Here is a 21,116-nt window from a genome sequence, read left to right as displayed (position 1 = left end):
ATTGCTCATGTAAATCTTGCATCTAGTTTGATATACTTATAAATTAGGTATCACCGTGAGCTATGATGATATAACAAAGGAGTGACAGATAAGTGGATACGATTGAATCTTTATCCGATTTGATTTCACAGCACAAAAGCCCTTCCTATATTGAGATTCCGGGGAAGCTGGCCCGAACGTTCGGACAAACAACACTATCGACAACATTGCCGATGAGCAAGCTTTTTTCCATCTATGAGATTGATCTTGAAGTGCAGCGTCAGCTTATCCCGCAAAATTTATCCAAGTTGATGGACTATGTCCTGCTCTATCTGGATCATGGTCAAACCGTATACTTCCCAGGCATTATTCTGTCAGCCAGAGGAGCAGGTCAGTATGATGAGTCCAGTCAGACCCTGAATCTCCAGGCGATGGAAAAATGTTATGTCGTTGACGGTCAGCACAGGCTTGCGGCGTTCCGTCGTCTTATGGAAACGCTTCAAAGCAATATGGCGCGTGCCAAGGATCGTCGGGAATACGAGCGGATGGAGGAAATTACGAAGAAACTGCGCAGATTGTATGATTTTCCGATTTCCGTGATGATTTACCTCGACATTAATGCGAAGCAGGAACGTCAATTATTCTCCGATATTAATAAACTTCCGCGTAAAATTGGGGGCAATCTGGCTGTGCTGCGCGATCAGCGCAGATTTTATCATGTAATGGCCAGCAGACTGGTGCAGGAATATCCCGTCATGGAAAACATTCGGGTTGATATGCACTCTGAGCGGGGGAAGGCGCCGGAATATTTGTGGAGCTATCACCTGTTGATCGAATTGATGGTCGGGCTATTCGAGGGTCGTCTGAAATCCGCTGCCAGAAACAACGGCTATCATTATACGGAGGCGGATCTGACGCGAGGCATGGAACAGGCAGCGGAATATTTTGAGCTGATGCTCAACTATTTGCCGCAGCCAAGCAAATCGGAAATATGCTGGACTGAGAACGTTCAGATTGCCTTGTCGTTGTTCCTCCATGAGGAAGCGTTCAAAACGCAGCAGTTCAATGTCTACAACTTGAAGCATGCGATGCAGATTTTGCCTCATGTGGAATGGAATGAAATCTACAAGGACGATGAGAAGGACCGTCTGCCACGCCGCAGCCGGATTATGAAGGCCTATCATTTTATTCGTGATTTTTATAATGGGCATCAATTATTGTTGATTTCCGATAAGGAGGCAGCTGAATAATGGACGGCTTACGTTTACAAATGACCATTCATCCTTACTGCGAGAGCTTCGGGGTAGCAACCGTCTCGCTTCGCGTTCAGGATTTGTTGAACTATACCGCGATTGATCCGATGGTGCAGCGGAAACTAAGTCCGATGCAGCGTCGCAAAATTGCGAACTATTTGCAGGAACGGGAGCTGGAGCATGTATTTTTTGGTCCGGTAACGTTGTCGCTGCGTCAGGTAAAACAGCTTGCCAGAGAAGAGGGGGACCTTATTCTTCGTCATGGCTCCAAGCTGAGCATTCTTGATGGCCAGCACCGGATTCAGGCGCTCGGCTATGTGAATGAGCAACTGCTTAAGGAAGTTCGCAAGGTCGAGAGAAAGGCTGCACAGCTCAAGGTAAAATCCAGGAGAGATACGGAGGATAAGTCGCTTGTTGAGGAGCTGGAACAGACGGAAGGTCTGCTGGCTGAAATCGAAGCGCGCCGTCTGGACCTGATGGAGAGCGAACTGTCCGTTCAGCTTTACATTGGATTGGATGAAGAAGAAGAGAAGCAGTTGTTTGGCGATATCAACTCCAAAGTGCAACTGGTCAGCAAGGAACTGGGCCATTCCTTTGACTCCACCGATCCGCTTAATCTCGTCATGCAGCAGGTCGCAGATTACAATGAACTGTTGAAATCAGCAGGCATAGAGCGTCGCAACAACCTGACTGCGTTCAATAAAAATTTCACTTGCTTCAGCTGGCTCTATTCCACTGCAACCTTGTTGTATACAGGCAAAATGCAGCCTTCCTATGAGATGGCGCGCAAGATCCGCAAGGATATTCCGGCCCATATCGAAATATTGCATCAATATCTGAACGGTATTCTGCCGCATTTGCCTGAACAGCCAGGCTTATCCCAGTATGTGTCCTCGACACGTGTCGTTCAGGAAGCAATCGCATTGTATGCGAATGGATTTTTGTACAAAAACGGCGTGTATAATCCGGAATGGACATCTTGTCTGACAGCTCTCGATGGCATCGACTGGTCGCATGATAACGAGGAGCTGGCAGAGAGATTCGGAAAACTCGATAATGGCAAAATCAACCTGGTTCATGAGAAATCGATGCGCAAGCATAACAAAATGGCGGACTTTCTGCATGAGAAATATTTAATCTCCCAATAATTATGGAATGAAATCATATCTTGTTCGTGTTACTATGGGACACGTCACCAAAAGCACCCAAAACACGAGGAGGATGATTTCATGAGTAAGCGTTTGTTTCACCGTACGATTGCCGGAACACTGGCAGCAGCATTGATCGCAGCAGGAGGAATAAGTGCAGGCACAGCATCGGCTGCGCCGGACGTGAATACGATTCCAGTGAAATTTCAGGTGAATGGCAAGACAATCACCGTTTTTTCGAGCCAGAACGTCTCTTTAGAAGATTTGCTGAATTCAAATTCACAGTTTTTCAATATCCCTAGCGACGGTTCCTTCCCGGGCTTCAACTTTAATTTGCAGGATATTCTGAAAAACCTTCCGTCTGCAGGTTCAGGCTCTTCCCAGGGGGAAGTTCCTACGCCCCCTGTGAAACCGGAATCACCAAAATCAGGCAATGGAAATGCCCCAACAGCGCCGTCCAAGCCCGTAACAACTCCCGAAACACCTGACAAGCCAGCCAACCCTAACGAAGGGACTCAAACCGAGCAAGGCAAGTTTGAGGCGGAGGTTGTCAGACTTGTGAATGTAGAGCGTTCCAAGGCGGGATTGAAGGCTCTTGTCTCCGATTCTGCATTGGCTAAGGTAGCTCAAGACAAGGCGAAGGATATGTACGACAACAAATACTTCAGCCATACCTCGCCAACTTATGGTTCGCCATTTGATATGATGACCCGTTACGGTATCAAGTATTCCTATGCCGGGGAGAACATTGCCAGCGGCCAAAAGTCCCCTGCACAGGTAATGAACGACTGGATGAACAGCCAGGGACACCGCGCCAATATTCTGAACGCCAATTACACCAAAATCGGCGTTGGTTATTACAATGGCCAATGGGTTCAGGAATTCACTGGCTAATTATCAGATAGGACATTATCAAAAGATGAAAAATTTTTAATTCGCCATAATTAAAAAAATCTCATTTGTCGTTATATCAATTGAACAGAGCAGGGCCTCCGTGTGAAAGATTCAATTTCACACGGAGGCCCCTTCTATTTCCTTATCGCGAAACGATGTTTTTACCCGTCAAAGGACGACAAAGCCGTTTATACTTATGTACTATTTGACACATCTCATAGGAGTAGAGGAACAACTATTTAGAACTTGAAGACCTGAATTGTTTTTTGCAGTTTGGTCACCATCTGCTGCATGGTTTCGGTTTCATCCACGACTTCCTGCACCGAAGTAATCTGCTCATTCATGGACGCTGATACTTCCTGAGTGCCGGCAGCTGATTCTTGGGTAATTGCCGAGATGTTCTGAATGGAGCTGGAAATGCTGCGCGCGCTGTCGAGCATCTGCTCCATCTCCGAGGAGAACGCGGAGATTTGTCCGGTAATGAACTGCACGCTGCTTACAATTTCATGGAAGACTTGCTCAGATTCTTTCAAACGTTCATTTTGTTCTTTTACAATTTGTTCGTTGGCATGTATTTTCTCGATTGCGTTTTTGACGCTCTGCTCAATGCCCCGAACGAGACCAAATACTTCCTTTGTCGAAGCAGAGGATTCCTCGGCCAGATTGCGCACTTCCTGAGCAACAACGGCAAAGCCCCGACCATGCTCTCCGGCCCGTGCCGCTTCGATGGAAGCATTGAGGGACAGGAGGTTCGTCTGTTCGGCTATTTCGGAGATGGTCTTCGTAATCTTCGTAATGCCTTCGGCCTTGCGGGACAGTTCTTCAATTGTCTCCGACACAATAGCTGTAGCCTCAACATTCTGACGCATACTCTCACTTTGACTCTCAACGGACTGACGCCCTTTTTCGACAAGGGACAAGGTCAGCTCCGACTGATAGTTGATTTGTCTGGTTGTATCCGCATAGGCCGCAATTTTTTCTTCAATTCCTTGAATAGAGTCGCTCATGCCGGAAACATCATCGGAGATTTCGTTGGCCCCTACAGCCAGTTCCCCGCATGAATGCGTTACCTGTTCCATAATAGTTTTCAGTTCTTTATTTTTATCCAGAATGCTGCCGCTTGAGTCGGACACAATACGCGAGATCTTCAGCGACTCATTCAATATATCTTTCAGTTTGTCAATCATGCTGTTGAAGGAATGGCCTAACTCGCCGACAGTGCTGTTCACATCGACACGCTGGGAGAAATCTCCTTTGGAAATACGGAATGCGACGTCGGTCAATTCACTTATAGAGTGGGTGATTGTTTTGCCGATAAAGCCTGAAACAGGGTACGCAATAATTGCCAGGGCAACAATAATGAGAAGGCTTACATGAAATGGAGCGCCAGCAATAATTGTAATGGCGAGGATAGCAATCGAAAATAAAATAACAATCGAGTAGCTTCCTATTAAAATCTTATTGCGGATGGACAATGAATTAAGCCATTGCATAAGCTGCATCCCCCTTTAGTTGATTAACCATATTATAGCATCGTCCTGATTGGTAGGTCTATAATTCTATATTAAATCAAAAAAATAAAGGAAAAAAGAACTATTTTATACTGACATAATGTCTAAAATAGTTGAAATTTCTGATTTTTGATTTTATAATGAGTCTTGCTACCTATTTGGTAGCATTGAGAAATAAAGGATAAAGAGGTGTATTAATGATGGGGTTGGAGGAAATGCCATTAGCCCGGCAGATTGATTTTGTATTCCGTGAACTGGAGGATGAGCTGACGCATGCAATGTCAGGGACGGTTACAATTCAGATTCGCAATAATACCATAGGGAAATTTGGAATCAAGCATCATCCGATCGAATGCCGCAACGGGGAGCTGAAAAAGCCTGAACAGAGCGCTGGGTTGACCGTCCCTCAGGTCAGGGCATTCCGCCAAATGGCAGTTGACGCGCTCAAAATGAAGCGAAATTGGACGCATGGGGAAATTATGTATGACTTCTCTGTACGGCCGAATGCCGGAACCTGGTCGGCAAGCATTCAATATGAGTCGAATTATAACTCCGCCAACTGGCTGTTCAGATACCAGCCAAAAAACAGAGGTCTGCGCGATACGAATTGATCAAGAAGGTTTGGATTAAAAAAGAAGCGCTGCGAAACATGATGTATTCGCAGCAGCTTCTTTTTTAAGAGGAATTCCTGAGATGTCTATGTAAGTTGAACTAAAGAAACGGAAGTGGGCAGCCGGAGTGTGAAAGGATTCTGGAGAATCAGGGAACAACAGCGATCGGAAGAACCTTTCACACGCAGACCTTGCCTGACTTCCTTTCGTTCAACTTATATAGAACCGGTTGGATTTGCAATCAAGACCCAAAATCATAGTCAGGATATACATAAGGGGAGTCGGGGGCAGGAATACTTTCCAACTCGGCAGCCTTGAGCTGAAGCACAGGGTTGCCCTTATACTCCGAGAGTTCCAGCGTTCCAGTAATTTTCAGCCAAGTATCATTCTTGTACTTTTCTGCCTTCGGATAAGTGACCATAAGACCGTAGGGAAGTGCATCAGCGGAACAGCAGTTCATGGCAAAGCGGCTCAGCGCAAATCGGGATGCAGACATCTCCGGCTCGCGATACACGAATCCGCTGAGTGCGACCTGCTTGCCGAGGAATGGCTCCCGATAGAGGTCAAGTGTTGTAAGAATCTCGATAAATTGTTTCTCTGAAACCTCAATGAGGTCTTGGGTATATAATTTTTTGGCATAAGCGGCATAGCTTTCAGTATATACGTCAGACGGGAACATGTCGTCCGGTGATGGTGCTGCCCGGCCTTGAGTGCTGTTACTGGGGGAAGCATCAGCCAGCGACGGCGAATTTCCCGTACCGGAAGCCTTCGCTTCAGACGGCCTGGCAATATTGATTGCTCCGTTCAGGCTCATTCCTTTTTTAGCGGCGATTGTACTGTCCATGATCGTGTTCGGCAGTAGAAACCCGAGGCAGAGCGGCAGCAGGAACAACCCGTAAATCATCGTATTTTTTGTAAGGGAGGGAGAGGGAGTATGGTCGCAATCACAGTCCGGCTCAGTGCGGCTGCCTGACCATATCCGAAATACGAGATAGAACTGGTACATGGACGCTGCATACAAGCCGATGGCCGACAGTTTGACATAGGTGGCCATCCGGGGAGCAATGTATAGCGCAAGCTGATCGGTTTTGGTCAGATATACAATCAGAAAAGCGAATCCCGATAGTATGGTTCCGCGAAGCAGGTGATGAACAAGCATGTGCACGCTCCTTTCAGCAATTTGCTATGGTCCGGTCAGAAGAAAAAATATTGAAACAAATAAGAGCCGGCAAGCACTAGCAGGAATGTTAAGGCAATAATCCAAAGCACGATTTTCGCCCGGAATACGGAAAACAGCATGAGCGTATTTTTGAAATCAATCATTGCCCCAAACACAAGGAAAGCAAGCAGTGATCCGGCGTTAAAGGTTCCGTTAAAGGAAGAGGCGACAAAGGCGTCGGAGGTTGAGCAGATCGATAAAATAAAAGCAAATCCCATCATGAACAAATTGGACAGCATAGGATGCTCGCCGATACCGAGCAGAGTTTCCCGACTTACCGCGAGTTGAATAAACGCTGTAAGCAAGGCGCCAAACAGCAAATATTTGCCCATCTCAAAAAATTCATCCGATGCGTGAGCCAGTATGGAGCCCATGCGGTTTCCTCGTGCAGAGCCGCCATCATGATGATGCTGACCATGGGAGTGATGGTCTGAATGATGGTATCCATGATGGGCATGGCGATGACTGTGGATTTCCTTCAATGGATTCTCCCGCATAAACCGGTAAAGCAGCAAACCAATGACTACGGTGACTGCGAAAGCGAGTCCCATTCGTGAATAAGCAATCTGGGGCTGTGACCGGAATGCGGTATATGTAGAGGTGTAGACGATTGGATTAAGAATGGGGCCGGCTAAAATAAATACGATTCCGATATAGGCCGGCATTCCTTTGTGAATGAGTCGGCGCACAACCGGAATCATGCCGCATTCGCAGAGCGGAAACAAAATACCAAGCAAGCTGCCGAACAGTACGCCTGCAATCGGATTTTTCGGAGCGAGCTGTTGTATGACTCGATCGGATACAAATACCTGAAGCAGGGAGGATGCGAATACACCAAGCAGAATAAACGGGAAGGCTTCAAGAATCAGGCTAATGAACAAAATTTTGAAGGAGTGAAGCGACGACATATCCAACCGAAGAAAGCTGATATCCCGATTCATCACAATAAGCAGCATCAGACCTATGCAGGTCAGTGTAACCAGAGGTGTTGCCCAGCGAAGCACAAAAGTTGACAAACAAACCCCTTCTTTCTCGTAATTATTACTGTAAAGATTACGAATTATTATAGCCTATGCTTGTTCTTTTGCATATAGGACTAGTTGTGAAAAAAAGACTTTCGCATCTGCTATCGTTCAGGAGGTTTGAGCTTGACAATTTGAGTAGAGCAGTTATAATGTTGGACAATGGCAATGACAGGAATAAGTAGGCATAGTTTTTCCGATGCAAGCAGAGAGCCGGCGGATGCTGCGAGCCGGTGCAGAGGGCTATTGCTGAATGGGGCCTTGAGCTGGGATTTTTCTCCGGAAGCTTCACGTTATGAAGCATAAAGGCTTGCTTTGGGCTTTTTGTCCAATGCAGGTGAATAAGGGTGGCACCACGGTCTCTCGTCCCTTGCGAGAGGTCTTTTTTGTGTTCAAAAAAATGGAGGGGCTGATAACAAATGAAACGGGTATTATCCGGCATTCAGCCAAGCGGACAACTGACGCTGGGCAATTACATCGGAGCGATGCAAAATTTCGTAAAGCTGCAAAATGATCATGAGTGTTTTTTTATGATCGTGGATTTGCATGCGATTACTGTTCCGCAGGAGCCGCAGGCATTGCGCGAGCAGTCGGAAGCGGTAGCTGCGCTGTTCATCGCGGCAGGAATTGATCCAGCCAAAGCGAATGTCTTCCTGCAGTCCCATGTGCGGGCGCATGCCGAACTGGGCTGGTTGTTTACTACATTGTCTTATATGGGCGAGCTGGAGAGAATGACGCAATTTAAAGATAAATCGTCAGGCAAGGACTCTGTCGGGACAGGATTATTCGTTTATCCGACGCTAATGGCGGCTGACATTCTCATCTATAATGCGGACCTTGTGCCTGTAGGTGATGACCAGCGGCAGCATCTGGAGCTGACAAGAGATTTGGCCCAGCGCTTCAACAGCCGTTATGGCGATTATTTCACCATGCCGGAGACGTACACACCGAAAATTGGAGCCCGAATTATGTCTCTGGATGACGCCAGCAAAAAAATGAGCAAAAGCAATCCGAATCCAGGCAGCTATATTGCACTGCTCGATCCGCCGGATGTCATTCGCAAGAAGATTAGCCGTGCGACGACAGATTCCGGTCGGGAGGTCAAGTACAACCCGGCAGAAAAGCCGGAAATCAGCAATTTGATAAGCATCTATTCCCACTGCTCTGGATTATCCATTGAAGAGATTGAAGCTCGTTACGAGGGTCAGGGGTACGGAGGGTTCAAGAAGGAACTGGCTGAATATGTCGTATCCGTAATCGAGCCATTGCAGGCGCGATATCATGAGATTAGAAGCTCAGGAGAACTGCATGACATATTGCGCAGCGGCGCCGAGAAGGCTGCGGCTATTGCGGATCAGACTGTACTTGATGTGAAGGAACGGATGGGTTTTGTACTGCCTAAACAATAGTGAAGGAAGCTTGCAAGAGCCGGGCAATATTATTGCTGCGGCTCTTGTTTGCGCCGATAGCGTGCTTTGACAACAAATCCGTATCCAATATTCAAGATCGTCAGAGCGAAGAAAAGCAGGGCAAGCCAGCGGTTGTGGCTCAGGGAAACTGCCGTCGCGCTCATGAAAATGACGGACACTCCAGCAAACAATAATGACAGTGATTTGGGCATTTGAATCTCTCCTCAAAAAAATTTCAAAGTATTTCGAATTCGCAAGCATATTCTTTCTTCATCCGAACCATAATAAGTTTGCAAGCTTGCATCACAATATTTTGCAGAGGATGAAAGGAGAAATTTACCATGGCAGGAAACCGCAGCAGCAACACATTGGTAGTACCTCAAGCAACTCAAGCACTGAACCAACTGAAATATGAGGCAGCTCAAGAGCTGGGCATTCAAATTCCAGCTGACGGTTATTATGGTAATGTTGCTACTCGTGATGCAGGTTCTCTTGGTGGTTACATCACAAGAAAGCTTGTACAAATCGCTGAACAGCAACTGGCGGGTCAATCCCGTTAAGTAAAAGCCATATAATCAGAGCAGTTAGCAATGACGGTTCCTTTTCAGAATGAAGAGGGGCCGCTTGTTGCTTGACAAGCTTTGATCTTGTTAAAAGCGTACCACTGCGTCTTTCTTTCCGTCAAGGAAGAAGCCGGGCAGCAGGTACAAAAAAACTCCGTTCCTTAACCGGGACGGAGTTTTTGTTTTGACATAATGTTTCGACATAATGTTTCGACATAATGTGGAGACGTTCCTCAGAGGGTAGCGCTTGACAGCGAATGGAATTTTATTTATTATCTAATTTAAATAATATCTAATTAGACGATATATAAATTTATTAAAGAGGTGTTCTTTATGCAATTGGATAAAGTGGTCAATTACCACAAAGCGCTGGCAGACCCCACCCGAATTCGGATTTTAATACTGCTCGCGGACGGCGAATTGAACGGACAGGTGCTGGCTGAGAAACTTAGCGTCACTCCAGCCACGATCACGCATCATGCGTCCAAGCTGCGGGAAGCCAGTCTGATTAACGAGCGCAGGGTTAAAAATACGATTTATTTTTCCCTCAATCATTATTTTCTCACCAGCAGCGCAACAGCTACCAGTGAACTGATTTACAGAGAGCATAAAGGAGGGGCAGACACCTTGCAGGAAGAACATCAGCGGATTCAGCAATCGGTCATCAAAAATTTCTATACGGCGGACGGCAGGTTGAAGAGTATTCCGTCCCAGCTTAAGAAGAAACTTATTGTGCTGTCCTATATGGCATCCAAGCTGGAGAAGGGCCGCAAGTACAGCGAAGAAGAAATCAATGTATTTATCAAGCAGTTCCATGACGATTTCGCCACCATCAGGCGGGAGTTCATTATGCATCAGTTTATGTTCAGAGAGCGTGAAATTTACGAGCTTAACCCAGTTGAAATGTGGGCCAAATGGGAGACGCTTTCTTACAGCTCCATTTTAAGGTAAATTTTGTAAATTAGGAGCAAGAGACGGTTTCCATAAATATTCCGTAAGCTATGCATTGAAGTAACTTTGAAAACCAAGGTTAGTAAAGCAATGGCAAGCATTGGCCCGATAAGACCGATGCTTGCCATTTGTTTATGAAGTCAATACGTATTCATCCGCAATCGTTTCTCCAGCCGCTCATCGCTCAGCCAGCCGACATAGGAGCCGAGCGTCTTGTAATCCTTGTCCATCAGCAGTGTTGCCATGAATGGATATTGCTGACGGTGGCGGTAGCGCACATCGGCCCATCGCACTTCGAAGCCCCAGGGATGCTCCTTGACCTCTGCGCAGGCAAAGGCGGTCAAATATAAAAATGCCTGTACGGAAGAATCGCTTTTGGACTGATGAACGGCCGGATGGGAAGAGCACCTGGCGTAATCCAGCCATCTCAGTTTGCCTTTGGTCACTTCGCCGATCGCAAAACTGCTGTCCTGAAGTACCTTGATCAAATTCCATCGCTGCAGAGATATGGTTGGAATGAGAATATAGGACTCGCCGCTCTGATGCTCAGGGTCAAGCTTCGGAAGCTCTGCCATAAGCATGCGCCTGGCTGATGTCCGCCAAATATAATAGATGACAAGCCCTGTGTACAGCAGAGGAAAGACAATTTGCGGGTCGGCTCCTACGATAGCCCACAACAGCAATGCAATGGCGTGCGAAGCGAAAATAACCGGGTCAAAAATATGAATGATGTTCCAAGAAATCCACTTTTCCGAAAAAGGTCTCATTGCCTGGGTGCCATAGGCATTGAATAGATCGGTCACAACATGCAGGACAACGGCAAGCAGTACCCATCCCAGCACATGAAGCCAAGGCAAAGCGCCTTTATAGAGCAATTGCAGAATGACAGTAATCAGAACGGTCCAGATCGCAATGGCCGGAATGGAATGAGTTATCCCGCGGTGATTTTTGATGTAAGCGGCATTGCTCTTGATTCTAAGCAGTCCATCCAGATCAGGGGCCTGTGAGCCAATGATCGTCCCTGCCATTACGGCTGTGAATACAATGGGATCACCGGCTACAACCGGATCAACTGTAGCAAGGCCGCCCAGACCGAGACCTACTACAAGATGTGTTCCGGAATCCATACGTTTCAGCCTCCTTCTTGTCCTTAATCATGGTACAATGACACATGGCATAACTTCAGTATTTTCAATTCGGGCAGGGATTATGAAGCGAAAGGAAGAGGTTGATGTACATTTGCTTTGTAGAATACAAAATTGAAGATCGTTATTTAAATGCCTACCGGGATTTTATGAAAGAGGCAAAAGGTCAGTACAGCAATATGAATATATATGAAGGGACAGACCAGCACGGGCTGTTTGTTGAGCTGTGGCAATCGGAATCGGGGGAGGGAGCGCAGCAAATAAAGGAAGAACGCTGCAGTGAGCATTCTTCCTTTGCGGCTGTCGGAGAATGGATATCCGGGGGCGCTTCCAAGCTGCATGCCTGGGTTTTTAAGCCCTTTTAGCTTTGTGAAGGAGCATTCGTTGTGGAGATAGGTGTTTGATTGGTGATGACTCCACCTTGAAATGGATATTGATAATTAATCGGCTCATCAAATGTAATGTAGTTCAAGTTAATGGTCAGCAGCAGATAGCGCATGCCTGTTGTTGGATCGGCCAGAATAATATGATCGCGTCCGGCTGCCAGTATAACGCCTTTGAATATTTTGGCATTCCATTCGCGGTTGTTTTCATAGGTCATATATACGGTTGCGACTTTGCCGCGATTCAGGCGGAGAATATTTTCCACATAAGATTCCTCAACAGGAGGGAGAGTGACGATATTGCCCCCCGATGGTGTGACGACTCCTCCGCTTGGAACAAGAGGCGGTGCGGAAGACTGCGCCGCAACTGGTACAGCTGCCGATTGTGGCGACACTGTCGGAGCAGTGTAAGGCACGGAGTAGTAGCCTCCATGGTAGGAGGGCGAACCCCAGTTTCCCTGAATGTTTCGGAATGGGTATGCGTGAGTCATAATCAATTTCCTCGCTTTCGGACTGTAAGTATGAGGCAAAACAGATTGAATTCAAGTGAATACGAACTAATAAACGTTCGGACAATCTTCTCCGGTTGGAGCAAAAAAACAATGGGCTTTATAGCGTCCGGTATTGCTTTGGTCGTACCATGTGTCCGGACAATCCCCGGCAGGTCTGAAAAACCAGAGCGCGTTGGATGCAGGATGCTGGCGTTCGCCGTTAATGACGCGTCTGGCCAGCCGAATATCGCTGTCACGGGCCGGTTGATAGAAGTACCCTTTTTGCGTCGCTTCAAAACCGCCGGGATTTTGGTATACCATATCTTCAATATTTCGAATATTCCGAAAATCAAGACAATTGCCTCGTACCCGGTTTACCCCGACGTTTCCGACCATAAGCATTCCCAACTCGCCCTCGCCTTCAGCCTCCGCGCGCATCAGCCGGGCGAGCAATTTAACATGCTCTGAGTTGGTCTGAATAACCGCCATAGCTTTCCTCCTTGCTAATCTTTCGTCATCGTAATCCCCTTTTTCAGGATAGGCGAATGACCACAATGCTATTGTATGAAGCTGCTCCCAATTGGTTCCACCCTATAGTCGAAAGTTCCTTCAAACATTCGGCAGGTTAACAAGGAGTAAGGCAAAATCATGAACAAGAGGGCTGAACATTGTCAAAGCCTTGTTTTTTCGGTATGATTAAGTACGTTCAAAGACGCACGGCCTAATAGGAGGCCGTTTCTGCTTATAAATGTGTATGTGCTTAGGAGGCTCGCCGTTGTGTTAAGGGATTTTATATTGCTGACGAAGCCCCGTATTATTCGCTTGAATTTGATTGCGGGATTTGGCGGCTTTTGGGTGGCATCCAAATGGGATATCGACTGGCTGCTGCTGCTTTATATGCTGATCGGGTCCGGTCTTACGATGGCATCCTCTTGCGTGATCAATAACTACTGGGATCGGGAACTCGATCAAAAAATGGAACGAACGCGTGACCGTGCCACTGCGGCAGGCCGCATCAGCGCGAATGTCGTGTTATGGTACGGCATCATTCTTGGGATTGCGGGTGTTGTTGTCTTGTTTACGCTGGTCAACCCGTTAACCGGATGGCTCGGATTGCTCGGCATGTTCGTCTATATTGTCATTTATACGATGTGGCTGAAGCGGACCTCTACTTGGAGTACTTCTATTGGAGGAGTATCCGGCGCGATGCCGCCTGTTATCGGCTATTGCGCGGTTACTAATACGATTGACGCCGGCGCTATTATTTTGTTCGCGCTGCTTTTCCTATGGCAACCGCCGCATTTCTGGTCATTGTCAATCCGCCGCGTGAAGGAGTACAGTGCCGCGGGTTTCCCGCTGCTGCCCGTGGTGAAAGGCATTGACCGAACCAAGCTGCAAATGATTCCTTATGTGCTGCTGCTTATTCCGTCGGGACTTGCCTTGTATTATTTCGGGCATGTTGGGCTTGTATATCTGGCGATTACACTGCTGGCGGGGATTGTATGGCTGATCCATACGCTTCGCGGCCGGAATGCCGTCGATACGGATAGATGGGCCAAGACGAATTTTATCATCTCCATCAACTACTTGATGGTCACTTTTTTGGTGATGGTTCTGGATACCGCATGGGTCTGAATTATTGAAAGGGGTTTGAAGTATAGTGATTTTTTTGAGAAAACATGCATTCAAAATTGCCGTTCTTGCTTTATGCGCATTAATGGCCATCTATTTGCTGACTACGCTGAATGTGGGGGGAGAGCCGCTTCGCAAGCTCGGCCAGGCGCCTGCTTATGAGCTTACTGACGCAGATGGCAATACAGTCTCGATTGAGAATACGCAAGGAAAAGTACGGCTTCATTATTTTTATTTCTCCTACTGCCCGGACGTATGTCCGCCAACCACTGCACAGCTTGCACAGATCCAAGATGCACTGGTGAAGGAAGGCGCTTTCGGCAAGGATTTTCAAATTCATCAGATTACAGTAGACCCCAATCGGGACACACCGGAGCGAATTAAACAATACGCCGGCAAGTTTGACGCGGATTTTACAGGCTGGAAGTTTCTGCGGGGAGACGAAGCCTTTACCCACGAACTCGCCCAGCAGTACGGTGTATCTGTGATCAAGACGAGCGATCAGCAATTTTCGCATACTAATTTTTTCATTCTGGTTGACCAGCAGGGAGAGGTTCGCAAGTATATCCAGGCCAATGAGGAGCTTCAGGTCGGCGATGTGGTCAAGGATATCAAGAGGCTGTTAAAGGAACAGGATGCGAATTAATGGAAATTTTTTTACATATATGGGCAAATAATTTGCTGCCGTTGTCAGTTATGATTGCTATCGGGATCGTTCTGCAACGGTCTTTTTCTTTAGATATCAAAACACTGTCCAAATTGAACTTTTATCTGTTTTCTCCGGCAATCATTTTCAACTTATTGTATGAGACTGAAGTATCCTGGGCTGTGATCGGATTTGTGCTGCTATTTTTCTTTTTATTTATGATGCTTCAATACGGTGTTACGGAAATTGTAATTCGGCTGCGGGGCTTTGAGGGCGGGAAGCGAGCGGCAATGCGCAACAGCGTGTTGTTTTATAACAGCGCCAATTACGGAATTCCGCTGAATCAGCTTGCGTTTGCGGGCAACCCACAAACATTGGCAATTCAGGTGCTCATTATGATGATGCAGTCGCTCATTCCGAATACATATGGCATTTACAGTGTAAATTCGCATCGCAAAAATACTAGCTTTATTTGGAAAACGATTGCTTCAATGCCTGTTATATACGTCATTCCGATTGCCTTTGCCATGCGCGGCCTGAATGTTGAACTGCCGGTCTTTGTACAGACGCCAATCGATTATTTGGCGAATGCTTTTTTGGGAACAGCTATAATTACGTTGGGCGTACAACTTGGCAGTATGAAGTGGCGGATCAGCAGACCGCTTTTCGTTGATATCGGTTTGTCCTGTCTGCTGCGGCTAGGGGCTGGCCCTGCGCTGGCAGCCCTAGTGGTGTGGGGAATGAATGCGCTCGGGATGCATATTTCGCCGCTGATGGCATCGGCCCTAATCGTATCCTCTGCAGTCCCGACGTCGCTCAGCAGCGTGCTGCTGGCTGTTGAATTTGATAATGAGCCTGAATTTTCATCGCAGGTTGTGTTTGCTTCGACGCTTCTTAGTATTTTCTCTGTAACGCTCGTTATTTCCCTGCTTCATATTTGATCCTCTTTGCTCCATAGCTGGCTTGCATCTGAAGGCGGATAATGGATGTACTCCTCAAGCCCCGCCTTCTCAAGCTGCTCGATCAAGTACGATTCCGGTGTTGATTCCACACCAGGGTAGCCTCGGCGCGTGTAAATATGTATAGCGTCAGGGAAGGTATCCCTCAGGATCCCCCGGATTTTTTTTCCCGAGGCGTCATTGTCCATGAACAAATAAACCTCTTTATCCCCTACTTGCTTCTGGAGGACTGCAATCTGTTTGGTGCCCGGTGTCCCGTAGGTGCAATAGACTGCAACGTCCTGATGCAGAACTTTTCGTATGCGGCTGCGGTCGTTTTTTCCTTCCACGATGATGGCAATATCCATAAGTAAACCCCTCCTGTAATCCTTATTGTACCCTAATGCGCTGGGCTGGCGTAACAGCTTGCCTCTTTTCGAAACGGCAAAAAAGGTCTGCCGGAGCAGACCAAGAGGGGGTGGAACATTTTGGTTCAGATCTGAGGGAGATAGGGGATATTACAAGAAAATTGTACGCGAGATAATGACCAACAGAATGAAGAGAACAAGGATTGTACCTGTGGATGTCCAGAAAGCTCCACCAACACCAGCACCGTCAACGTAAGACATTTAAGTCACCCTCTCATAACAGATGTTGTTGTCGTTGGCGCTTTGCCTTAAGCTTTGCGTCCATCGAACATACGATATGTTATGAATGTCATGCAAAACTGTGTGGTGAAAACACCTAGATTATGTAAAATGGGTACGTGCGGAGACCGCTTGATTCCGGTGAAAAGGCAGTATTATAATGGCGGCCATCAGAACAAGGAAGGCGATAAAATAAGGCGATATCAGCTCCCGGAATTGTCCGGCGAGCAGCGGTCCTGCAAAGGCGCCAATTGAAAAGGCGATTGATAAAATGGAGAACGTTCGTCCATAGCGCTGGCCCCCGCTTAGCTCAATAAGCAAGGAAGACAATGCCGGAAAAATGACGCCCTTGGCCATGCCCAGCATCAACAGCATCACCGATAATGGGAGTTCATGATGAGCGGCCATTAAAAAATAGGTTAACGCCAGGACAACCGCTCCACCGATCGAACGGTAGTACGGTGAATAGCGATTCAGAAAAAACATACTGAGCGTAATTAGAGAGCCCAAGCTTACTAGAGAAAACAGCAGTCCGGTCGTCATCAGCCCGCCGGACTTGAACGCCATGAGCGGCAGCTCAAAGGACAGAATGCCTTGGGCACAGGCCATAGCGACAGGCAAGCTGTATAGCAGCCAAGGGATTGTAGCCGGGCGCGTTGCTTTGCTCTTCGCTTCGGTATGCGACATGGGTTCCGATGGGGCAGGGGAGTCTGCGTCATTACGCAGAAACAGCAGTGCGCACAGCGAGACGACAATCAGTATCCAGCCCAGCAGGTAAAAGGCTTGTGTAAATCCGATTTGGGCGACCAGGAAAGCACCTGCCGCCGGGGACACAACGGAGGCCAGATTATGAACGACCCCGTTGCCGGCCATCAGTTTTCCTTGCTCCAACTGATTCCTTGCCATCTTGGCCAGCATGGCCATGCAAGCAGGGGATAGAAAGGCAAGCACAAAGCCGCTGATTGAGCGCAGTACGAGCAACTGCCAAGGATTGGTCACCTGGGATTGCAGCAGCAAAATGACGCCCGCAAGCAGAAGGCTGAAGACAATAAACAGACGGCTGCCGAAGCGGTCTACGCTGTAGCCCGCAATCAGATTGCCAGGCAGATGTGTAATGGAATACAAGCCCATCATCAATCCGATAAAGGACGGGGCCGCGCCTAGAGACAGGGCGAATGGAGTTAGAATCGGGTATTGGGCATGGAGATCAAAAAAAGCGACAAACAGAAACAAATATAGCCAGATGGCGGTTTTCAAGTCAATTCCCTCCTCAGATTCCTCTCAGATATTAACTTGTACGTTGCAAATGGACGGGTTATGCCAACTGTCTGTTCAAACGCCTTTTTGCCTGCCGGGATCAGACTTGTCCGTCCTGGACCTGGGTCCGTTTACGGGTAGCATCGGGTGGGTTATAATGTGTACTAGGCAACTTTAGGGAAATAGGGGGATATAAACCTTGGATTACAATTGGGAAACATGGTCTTTATTTTTAAAAGAGAATTGGATTATGCTGCTTGTTGCACTCGTTATTCTATTTATTGTCGTGCGAATTGTTAAGACCGTTGTGAAGTGGGCGATTGTTGCGGTGATTGTCTTGGTGGTCATTGTTTACAGCGGCTACAATCTTCAAGACCTTAAGAACGGCATGGACGGGCTGAAGGAAATGGGGAATCAGTTCACCGACAGCTTGACGGGCAGTGTCAAGCAGGAAGCCTTGAGTTTGATGGAAAAGGAAGCAGGTGAGGCGGTCTATACCTCCAATCCCGACGGCAGCTTCTCGGTTAAGACCAAAAATATCGAACTGAGCGGCAAAACAGGAGAAGATGAGGTAGCTGTAAGCCTGCGAGGCCTTCCGATTGGCAAATGGAAAATTGACGATACAATCAAAGGTCTGATTGAAGCCTCGAAGAAGTAAAAGATGCTTTACAGTTTGGGAGGAGATGCATCATGAAAGACTGGATTCAGGCGGTTGCGACAGTGGACCTGGTTTCTGTGATCGTCCTCCTTATTTTGGGTTTCTCTCTGCTTCAAGGGGTTCGGCGCGGGGCGGCCGGCTCGGCGGAGCATCTGGTGTTTTTCATCATGGATGTCATTTGGATGGTAGCTGCTTTGCTTCTGGCAGGCAGGGCTGCCTCATTCCTGTCCTCCCCTGTGCAAGGTTGGCTGGTTCAGCGCAATATTGAGCTGCCGCAAGGTGAAATTGGAGGGCTGACCCAGCTTTGGTATACGCTCATTACAGGCATCAGAGATTTCTCCATGCTGCGCTTTGGCATTTTGTTTATGATCAGTTATTTTGTAATCCGCCTCCTGTTAAATCAGCTGATTCCTTGGCTGATGTCTCTGATTTTCAGCCCGAAAAGAAGCAGGGAGCCGGGGCGAGATGCAGGATCAAAATTTTCAAGCCGTATTGTCGGTGCGCTGCTTGGCGGATTGCATGGTCTTGGAAGAGGGCTGATGCTGATGGCGGTCCTGTTCATTTATGTCTCGCTCATTCCTTCCGGTCCGCTGGTCGCAGATATTAGCAGTTCTCCCCTTTATAAGAAAGCGTCGGCAGAACTGATGGAACGGGCAGCCGGCCAGGTGCTGGCGAAGCAGGGACCGGTACTTGCGCAGGCGGTCGAAGCGGAATTCAAGCGTGTTCTGCAGCGCAAGTATGAGATTATTGATTATGATGTTCCGAACCAGATTCGGGAAGCTGCCCTCCATATAACCAGAGACATCGACAAGGAGGAGGACAAGGCAAGAGCGCTTTATGAATGGATCGGGTCCAGAATTGCCTATGATTGGGACAAAGCCAACAATTATGAGCAGCGTGGTGTCTGGAAGGAGCAGACACCACAAGAGACGTTCGACACGCGCAAGGGTGTCTGTATCGATGTGGCGCGTCTCTATTCCATGATGGCCCGCAGCTCCGGTCTTGAGGTGCGCGTTGTCACCGGTCTCGGCGCCGACGGTCGGGGCGGCTGGGGACCGCATGCGTGGAATGAGGTGTTGTTGTCTGAACAGAACAAGTGGATTCCGCTTGATGCGACATGGCAAAGCTCGGGGGATTGGTTCAACACGCCTGATTTCCATGAGACGCATATTGCCGATGTATAATCTAGACCTTTAATTTCTGGGTAGATGAGTGGAGAAAGACGCTTTCGGAACGTTATCCGGGAGCGTCTTTTAAATATAGAAAGAATCCTCTCAGCCGCAGGGTTCCCTCTCTCTGGAGTCAAGCCTGTTCTGATGCGAATCGAGGCATTCCTTGCTATTTTTAAACCTAGGCAAGTGTGCTAAAATGGCTGTAGAGCAAGGTGAGGGAGGAGCTTCATGCAGACATATAAATTGATTGCGTTGGATATGGATGGGACATTGCTCAATGATACAAGTGAAATTAGCAGTAAAAATGCAGCTTGGATTCATAAGGCGAGAGAGGCGGGGATGATCGTTTGCTTCTCTACCGGCCGCGGCTTTCAAAGCGCTCTGCCTTATGCAGAGCAGCTGCAGTTGGATACCCCGATGATTACCGTAAATGGCGGTGAAATTTGGCACCGGCCGCATGTGCTCTATCGCCGTACGTATTTGAATGAAGGAATTATAGGCCCGCTCTTGAAGTTGGCACAAGAGTACGATACCTGGTTTTGGGGCTATACCGTGGACAAGGTATACAATAGAGAAAACTGGCTTGAGCCGGGGCAATCGCCGGATGATCTGCATTGGTTGAAATTCGGTTATGACACAAAGGATGATAAAGCGCGTGAGGAGATCGTTCAGGAAATCAGCAATTGGGGGGGACTGGAAATATCGAATTCCTCCCCGACCAATCTGGAGATTAATTCGGGAGGCATCTCCAAGGCCAGCGCCTTGCAAGAACTATGCGGGCTGCTGAATTTGAATATGTCCCAGGTGGTTGCAGTAGGGGACAGTCTCAATGACATCGCAGCGATCCGGGAAGCAGGACTCGGCATTGCGATGGGCAATGCGCAAGATCTGGTCAAGCAGGCTGCTGATGCCATTACTGTATCCAATAATGAGGACGGCATTGCTCATGTGCTGGAACATATCGTGAAAATTTAAACGGATACTCTTCAAAGTCGATGCCCGAGCCTGTCCATCCTGTACGGTTGTCAGGCTCCGGGCAGACACAAGGCATATGCCAGTATGAAGCTTGAAGGGAGGAAGCAGGGATGATGGAAATCGTTGGATGGGTTCTGGTAGTCATCCTGTTTGCTATCGGAATGGCGGGCGCGATTTTTCCGATTTTACCTGGAGCGCTAGCCATTTACGGCGCCTTTTTTGTATACGGAGTTATGATCAGCTTCGAACCGTTTAACTGGTTTTTCTGGGCCGTGCAGACGTTGATTGTCATTGTGCTGTTTGTTGCCGATTACGCGGTCAACGCTTGGGGTGTCAAGAAGTACGGCGGCTCCAGGGCCTCCGTAATCGGCAGTACGATTGGCATCCTGATTGGACCGTTTCTCATCCCGGGCTTCGGCTTGCTCATTGGTCCCTTCATAGGCGCTGTTATTGGAGAGTTGATTGCCGGCTCCAATTCGAATCAGGCACTGAAGGTCGGGTACGGGTCAGTCATTGGCCTGTTCTCCAGTACAGTGGTCAAGATTATTTTGCAGTTGATGATGATTATCCTGTTTGTAGTGTGGCTGTTGATTTACTAATTTAAGGATTGGG

At 47.8% G+C, this 21,116-nt stretch carries 25 protein-coding genes; 15 read left to right on the top strand and 10 right to left on the bottom strand.

Annotation, left to right across the window (positions count from 1 at the left end; translation table 11 throughout):
• Positions 1–92: 92 nt before the first annotated feature.
• The 3 genes from JFN88_RS13660 (at position 93) to JFN88_RS13650 (ending at position 3,274) form a co-directional block, all read left to right on the top strand.
• Entirely contained in the window at positions 93–1,229 is a 1,137-nt protein-coding gene (locus JFN88_RS13660; RefSeq protein WP_199019840.1) for a DNA sulfur modification protein DndB, read from the top strand.
• Positions 1,229–2,380, top strand: a complete 1,152-nt coding sequence (locus JFN88_RS13655) for a DNA sulfur modification protein DndB (protein WP_199019839.1) — start codon at positions 1,229–1,231, stop codon at positions 2,378–2,380. Before JFN88_RS13660 ends, JFN88_RS13655 begins: the two co-directional genes overlap by 1 nt.
• A gap of 81 nt (positions 2,381–2,461) precedes the next feature.
• Positions 2,462–3,274 carry a CAP domain-containing protein gene (locus JFN88_RS13650; protein ID WP_199019838.1) on the top strand — a complete coding sequence of 271 codons (813 nt, stop codon included), beginning with the start codon at positions 2,462–2,464 and terminating at the stop codon, positions 3,272–3,274.
• A 239-nt stretch (positions 3,275–3,513) separates the two neighbouring features.
• On the opposite strand, the gene JFN88_RS13645 is transcribed toward JFN88_RS13650, so the two are convergent.
• Positions 3,514–4,767: a methyl-accepting chemotaxis protein gene (locus tag JFN88_RS13645; RefSeq protein ID WP_199019837.1), complete on the bottom strand. Its 1,254-nt coding sequence runs from the start codon at positions 4,765–4,767 to the stop codon at positions 3,514–3,516.
• 218 nt (positions 4,768–4,985) lie between these two features.
• Here JFN88_RS13645 and JFN88_RS13640 point away from each other — a divergent pair, with 218 nt between their 5' ends.
• Positions 4,986–5,396 carry an O-methyltransferase gene (locus JFN88_RS13640; protein ID WP_199019884.1) on the top strand — a complete coding sequence of 137 codons (411 nt, stop codon included), beginning with the start codon at positions 4,986–4,988 and terminating at the stop codon, positions 5,394–5,396.
• Positions 5,397–5,637: 241 nt separating this feature from the next.
• Here the strand turns inward: JFN88_RS13640 and JFN88_RS13635 are convergent, their stop codons facing one another.
• Together JFN88_RS13635 and JFN88_RS13630 are read right to left on the bottom strand one after the other, a co-directional pair.
• On the bottom strand, positions 5,638–6,555 hold the full coding sequence (locus JFN88_RS13635) for a TIGR03943 family putative permease subunit (RefSeq protein WP_199019836.1): 918 nt from the start codon (positions 6,553–6,555) through the stop codon (positions 5,638–5,640).
• A 35-nt stretch (positions 6,556–6,590) separates the two neighbouring features.
• Positions 6,591–7,631, bottom strand: a complete 1,041-nt coding sequence (locus tag JFN88_RS13630; RefSeq protein WP_199019835.1) for a permease — start codon at positions 7,629–7,631, stop codon at positions 6,591–6,593.
• Between the two features lie 425 nt (positions 7,632–8,056).
• Between JFN88_RS13630 and trpS the strand changes: the two genes are divergently transcribed.
• Positions 8,057–9,046: a tryptophan--tRNA ligase gene (gene trpS, locus JFN88_RS13625; protein WP_199019834.1), complete on the top strand. Its 990-nt coding sequence runs from the start codon at positions 8,057–8,059 to the stop codon at positions 9,044–9,046.
• 29 nt (positions 9,047–9,075) lie between these two features.
• Here the strand turns inward: trpS and JFN88_RS13620 are convergent, their stop codons facing one another.
• Complete coding sequence (locus JFN88_RS13620) at positions 9,076–9,258, bottom strand: DUF5325 family protein (protein WP_199019833.1); 183 nt, start codon at positions 9,256–9,258, stop codon at positions 9,076–9,078.
• A 129-nt stretch (positions 9,259–9,387) separates the two neighbouring features.
• Between JFN88_RS13620 and JFN88_RS13615 the strand changes: the two genes are divergently transcribed.
• Together JFN88_RS13615 and JFN88_RS13610 are read left to right on the top strand one after the other, a co-directional pair.
• Complete coding sequence (locus tag JFN88_RS13615) at positions 9,388–9,606, top strand: alpha/beta-type small acid-soluble spore protein (protein ID WP_199019832.1); 219 nt, start codon at positions 9,388–9,390, stop codon at positions 9,604–9,606.
• 336 nt (positions 9,607–9,942) lie between these two features.
• Positions 9,943–10,560 (top strand): DUF2087 domain-containing protein, encoded by a 618-nt coding sequence (locus tag JFN88_RS13610; RefSeq protein ID WP_199019831.1) that lies wholly within the window; start codon positions 9,943–9,945, stop codon positions 10,558–10,560.
• Positions 10,561–10,700: 140 nt separating this feature from the next.
• Here the strand turns inward: JFN88_RS13610 and JFN88_RS13605 are convergent, their stop codons facing one another.
• Positions 10,701–11,687, bottom strand: coding sequence for a metal-dependent hydrolase (locus JFN88_RS13605; RefSeq protein WP_199019830.1), 987 nt, complete (start codon positions 11,685–11,687; stop codon positions 10,701–10,703).
• 104 nt (positions 11,688–11,791) lie between these two features.
• Here JFN88_RS13605 and JFN88_RS13600 point away from each other — a divergent pair, with 104 nt between their 5' ends.
• Complete coding sequence (locus JFN88_RS13600; RefSeq protein WP_199019829.1) at positions 11,792–12,070, top strand: hypothetical protein; 279 nt, start codon at positions 11,792–11,794, stop codon at positions 12,068–12,070.
• Here the strand turns inward: JFN88_RS13600 and gerQ are convergent.
• Together gerQ and JFN88_RS13590 are read right to left on the bottom strand one after the other, a co-directional pair.
• Positions 12,067–12,579 (bottom strand): spore coat protein GerQ, encoded by a 513-nt coding sequence (gerQ, locus tag JFN88_RS13595; protein WP_199019828.1) that lies wholly within the window; start codon positions 12,577–12,579, stop codon positions 12,067–12,069. The two genes, JFN88_RS13600 and gerQ, sit on opposite strands and share 4 nt — an antisense overlap.
• A 66-nt stretch (positions 12,580–12,645) precedes the next feature.
• Entirely contained in the window at positions 12,646–13,068 is a 423-nt protein-coding gene (locus tag JFN88_RS13590; protein ID WP_199019827.1) for a cell wall hydrolase, read from the bottom strand.
• Positions 13,069–13,356: 288 nt separating this feature from the next.
• Between JFN88_RS13590 and cyoE the strand changes: the two genes are divergently transcribed.
• The 3 genes from cyoE to JFN88_RS13575 are packed head-to-tail and all read left to right on the top strand — an operon-like array spanning position 13,357 to position 15,798.
• On the top strand, positions 13,357–14,214 hold the full coding sequence (cyoE, locus tag JFN88_RS13585; protein ID WP_199019826.1) for a heme o synthase: 858 nt from the start codon (positions 13,357–13,359) through the stop codon (positions 14,212–14,214).
• A gap of 25 nt (positions 14,215–14,239) precedes the next feature.
• The gene (locus tag JFN88_RS13580) at positions 14,240–14,857 is read left to right on the top strand and encodes an SCO family protein (RefSeq protein ID WP_199019825.1); all 618 of its coding nucleotides are present in this window, start codon (positions 14,240–14,242) and stop codon (positions 14,855–14,857) included.
• Positions 14,857–15,798 carry an AEC family transporter gene (locus tag JFN88_RS13575; RefSeq protein WP_199019824.1) on the top strand — a complete coding sequence of 314 codons (942 nt, stop codon included), beginning with the start codon at positions 14,857–14,859 and terminating at the stop codon, positions 15,796–15,798. Before JFN88_RS13580 ends, JFN88_RS13575 begins: the two co-directional genes overlap by 1 nt.
• Here JFN88_RS13575 and JFN88_RS13570 read toward each other — a convergent pair.
• The 3 genes from JFN88_RS13570 to JFN88_RS13565 form a co-directional block, all read right to left on the bottom strand.
• Positions 15,789–16,163, bottom strand: a complete 375-nt coding sequence (locus tag JFN88_RS13570) for a toprim domain-containing protein (RefSeq protein WP_199019823.1) — start codon at positions 16,161–16,163, stop codon at positions 15,789–15,791. The genes JFN88_RS13575 and JFN88_RS13570 overlap by 10 nt on opposite strands.
• 150 nt (positions 16,164–16,313) lie before the next feature.
• Positions 16,314–16,424, bottom strand: coding sequence for a sporulation protein YjcZ (locus tag JFN88_RS24555; protein WP_233167796.1), 111 nt, complete (start codon positions 16,422–16,424; stop codon positions 16,314–16,316).
• Between the two features lie 120 nt (positions 16,425–16,544).
• Entirely contained in the window at positions 16,545–17,699 is a 1,155-nt protein-coding gene (locus JFN88_RS13565) for an MFS transporter (RefSeq protein WP_199019822.1), read from the bottom strand.
• 199 nt (positions 17,700–17,898) lie between these two features.
• On the opposite strand from JFN88_RS13565, the gene JFN88_RS13560 reads away from it, so the two are divergent.
• The 4 genes from JFN88_RS13560 (at position 17,899) to JFN88_RS13545 (ending at position 21,103) form a co-directional block, all read left to right on the top strand.
• Positions 17,899–18,357: a hypothetical protein gene (locus JFN88_RS13560; protein ID WP_199019821.1), complete on the top strand. Its 459-nt coding sequence runs from the start codon at positions 17,899–17,901 to the stop codon at positions 18,355–18,357.
• Between the two features lie 32 nt (positions 18,358–18,389).
• On the top strand, positions 18,390–19,541 hold the full coding sequence (locus tag JFN88_RS13555; protein WP_199019820.1) for a transglutaminase domain-containing protein: 1,152 nt from the start codon (positions 18,390–18,392) through the stop codon (positions 19,539–19,541).
• Between the two features lie 216 nt (positions 19,542–19,757).
• The gene (locus JFN88_RS13550) at positions 19,758–20,504 is read left to right on the top strand and encodes a Cof-type HAD-IIB family hydrolase (RefSeq protein ID WP_199019819.1); all 747 of its coding nucleotides are present in this window, start codon (positions 19,758–19,760) and stop codon (positions 20,502–20,504) included.
• Positions 20,505–20,617: 113 nt separating this feature from the next.
• The gene (locus JFN88_RS13545) at positions 20,618–21,103 is read left to right on the top strand and encodes a DUF456 domain-containing protein (RefSeq protein ID WP_199019883.1); all 486 of its coding nucleotides are present in this window, start codon (positions 20,618–20,620) and stop codon (positions 21,101–21,103) included.
• Positions 21,104–21,116: the final 13 nt, after the last annotated feature.

This window comes from Paenibacillus roseus, assembly GCF_016424485.1.
GTDB lineage: Bacteria > Bacillota > Bacilli > Paenibacillales > Paenibacillaceae > Paenibacillus_D > Paenibacillus_D roseus.
Note: the sequence above shows the minus strand (reverse complement) of the source record. Positions and strands in the feature narration are given on the sequence as shown.

Excerpts from the sequence above, each read along its gene's own strand:
- JFN88_RS13615 (WP_199019832.1), top strand. The coding sequence starts at position 9,388 with ATGGCAGGAAACCGCAGCAGCAACACATTGGTAGTACCTCAAGCAACT.
- JFN88_RS13650 (WP_199019838.1), top strand. The coding sequence starts at position 2,462 with ATGAGTAAGCGTTTGTTTCACCGTACGATTGCCGGAACACTGGCAGCA.
- JFN88_RS13570 (WP_199019823.1), bottom strand. The coding sequence starts at position 16,163 with ATGGATATTGCCATCATCGTGGAAGGAAAAAACGACCGCAGCCGCATA.
- JFN88_RS13635 (WP_199019836.1), bottom strand. The coding sequence starts at position 6,555 with ATGCTTGTTCATCACCTGCTTCGCGGAACCATACTATCGGGATTCGCT.
- JFN88_RS13545 (WP_199019883.1), top strand. The coding sequence starts at position 20,618 with ATGGAAATCGTTGGATGGGTTCTGGTAGTCATCCTGTTTGCTATCGGA.
- JFN88_RS13620 (WP_199019833.1), bottom strand. The coding sequence starts at position 9,258 with ATGCCCAAATCACTGTCATTATTGTTTGCTGGAGTGTCCGTCATTTTC.
- JFN88_RS24555 (WP_233167796.1), bottom strand. The coding sequence starts at position 16,424 with ATGTCTTACGTTGACGGTGCTGGTGTTGGTGGAGCTTTCTGGACATCC.
- JFN88_RS13645 (WP_199019837.1), bottom strand. The coding sequence starts at position 4,767 with ATGCAATGGCTTAATTCATTGTCCATCCGCAATAAGATTTTAATAGGA.
- gerQ (WP_199019828.1), bottom strand. The coding sequence starts at position 12,579 with ATGACTCACGCATACCCATTCCGAAACATTCAGGGAAACTGGGGTTCG.
- JFN88_RS13550 (WP_199019819.1), top strand. The coding sequence starts at position 19,758 with ATGCAGACATATAAATTGATTGCGTTGGATATGGATGGGACATTGCTC.
- JFN88_RS13600 (WP_199019829.1), top strand. The coding sequence starts at position 11,792 with ATGTACATTTGCTTTGTAGAATACAAAATTGAAGATCGTTATTTAAAT.
- JFN88_RS13655 (WP_199019839.1), top strand. The coding sequence starts at position 1,229 with ATGGACGGCTTACGTTTACAAATGACCATTCATCCTTACTGCGAGAGC.
- JFN88_RS13590 (WP_199019827.1), bottom strand. The coding sequence starts at position 13,068 with ATGGCGGTTATTCAGACCAACTCAGAGCATGTTAAATTGCTCGCCCGG.
- JFN88_RS13605 (WP_199019830.1), bottom strand. The coding sequence starts at position 11,687 with ATGGATTCCGGAACACATCTTGTAGTAGGTCTCGGTCTGGGCGGCCTT.
- JFN88_RS13575 (WP_199019824.1), top strand. The coding sequence starts at position 14,857 with ATGGAAATTTTTTTACATATATGGGCAAATAATTTGCTGCCGTTGTCA.
- JFN88_RS13640 (WP_199019884.1), top strand. The coding sequence starts at position 4,986 with ATGGGGTTGGAGGAAATGCCATTAGCCCGGCAGATTGATTTTGTATTC.
- JFN88_RS13555 (WP_199019820.1), top strand. The coding sequence starts at position 18,390 with ATGAAAGACTGGATTCAGGCGGTTGCGACAGTGGACCTGGTTTCTGTG.
- JFN88_RS13610 (WP_199019831.1), top strand. The coding sequence starts at position 9,943 with ATGCAATTGGATAAAGTGGTCAATTACCACAAAGCGCTGGCAGACCCC.
- trpS (WP_199019834.1), top strand. The coding sequence starts at position 8,057 with ATGAAACGGGTATTATCCGGCATTCAGCCAAGCGGACAACTGACGCTG.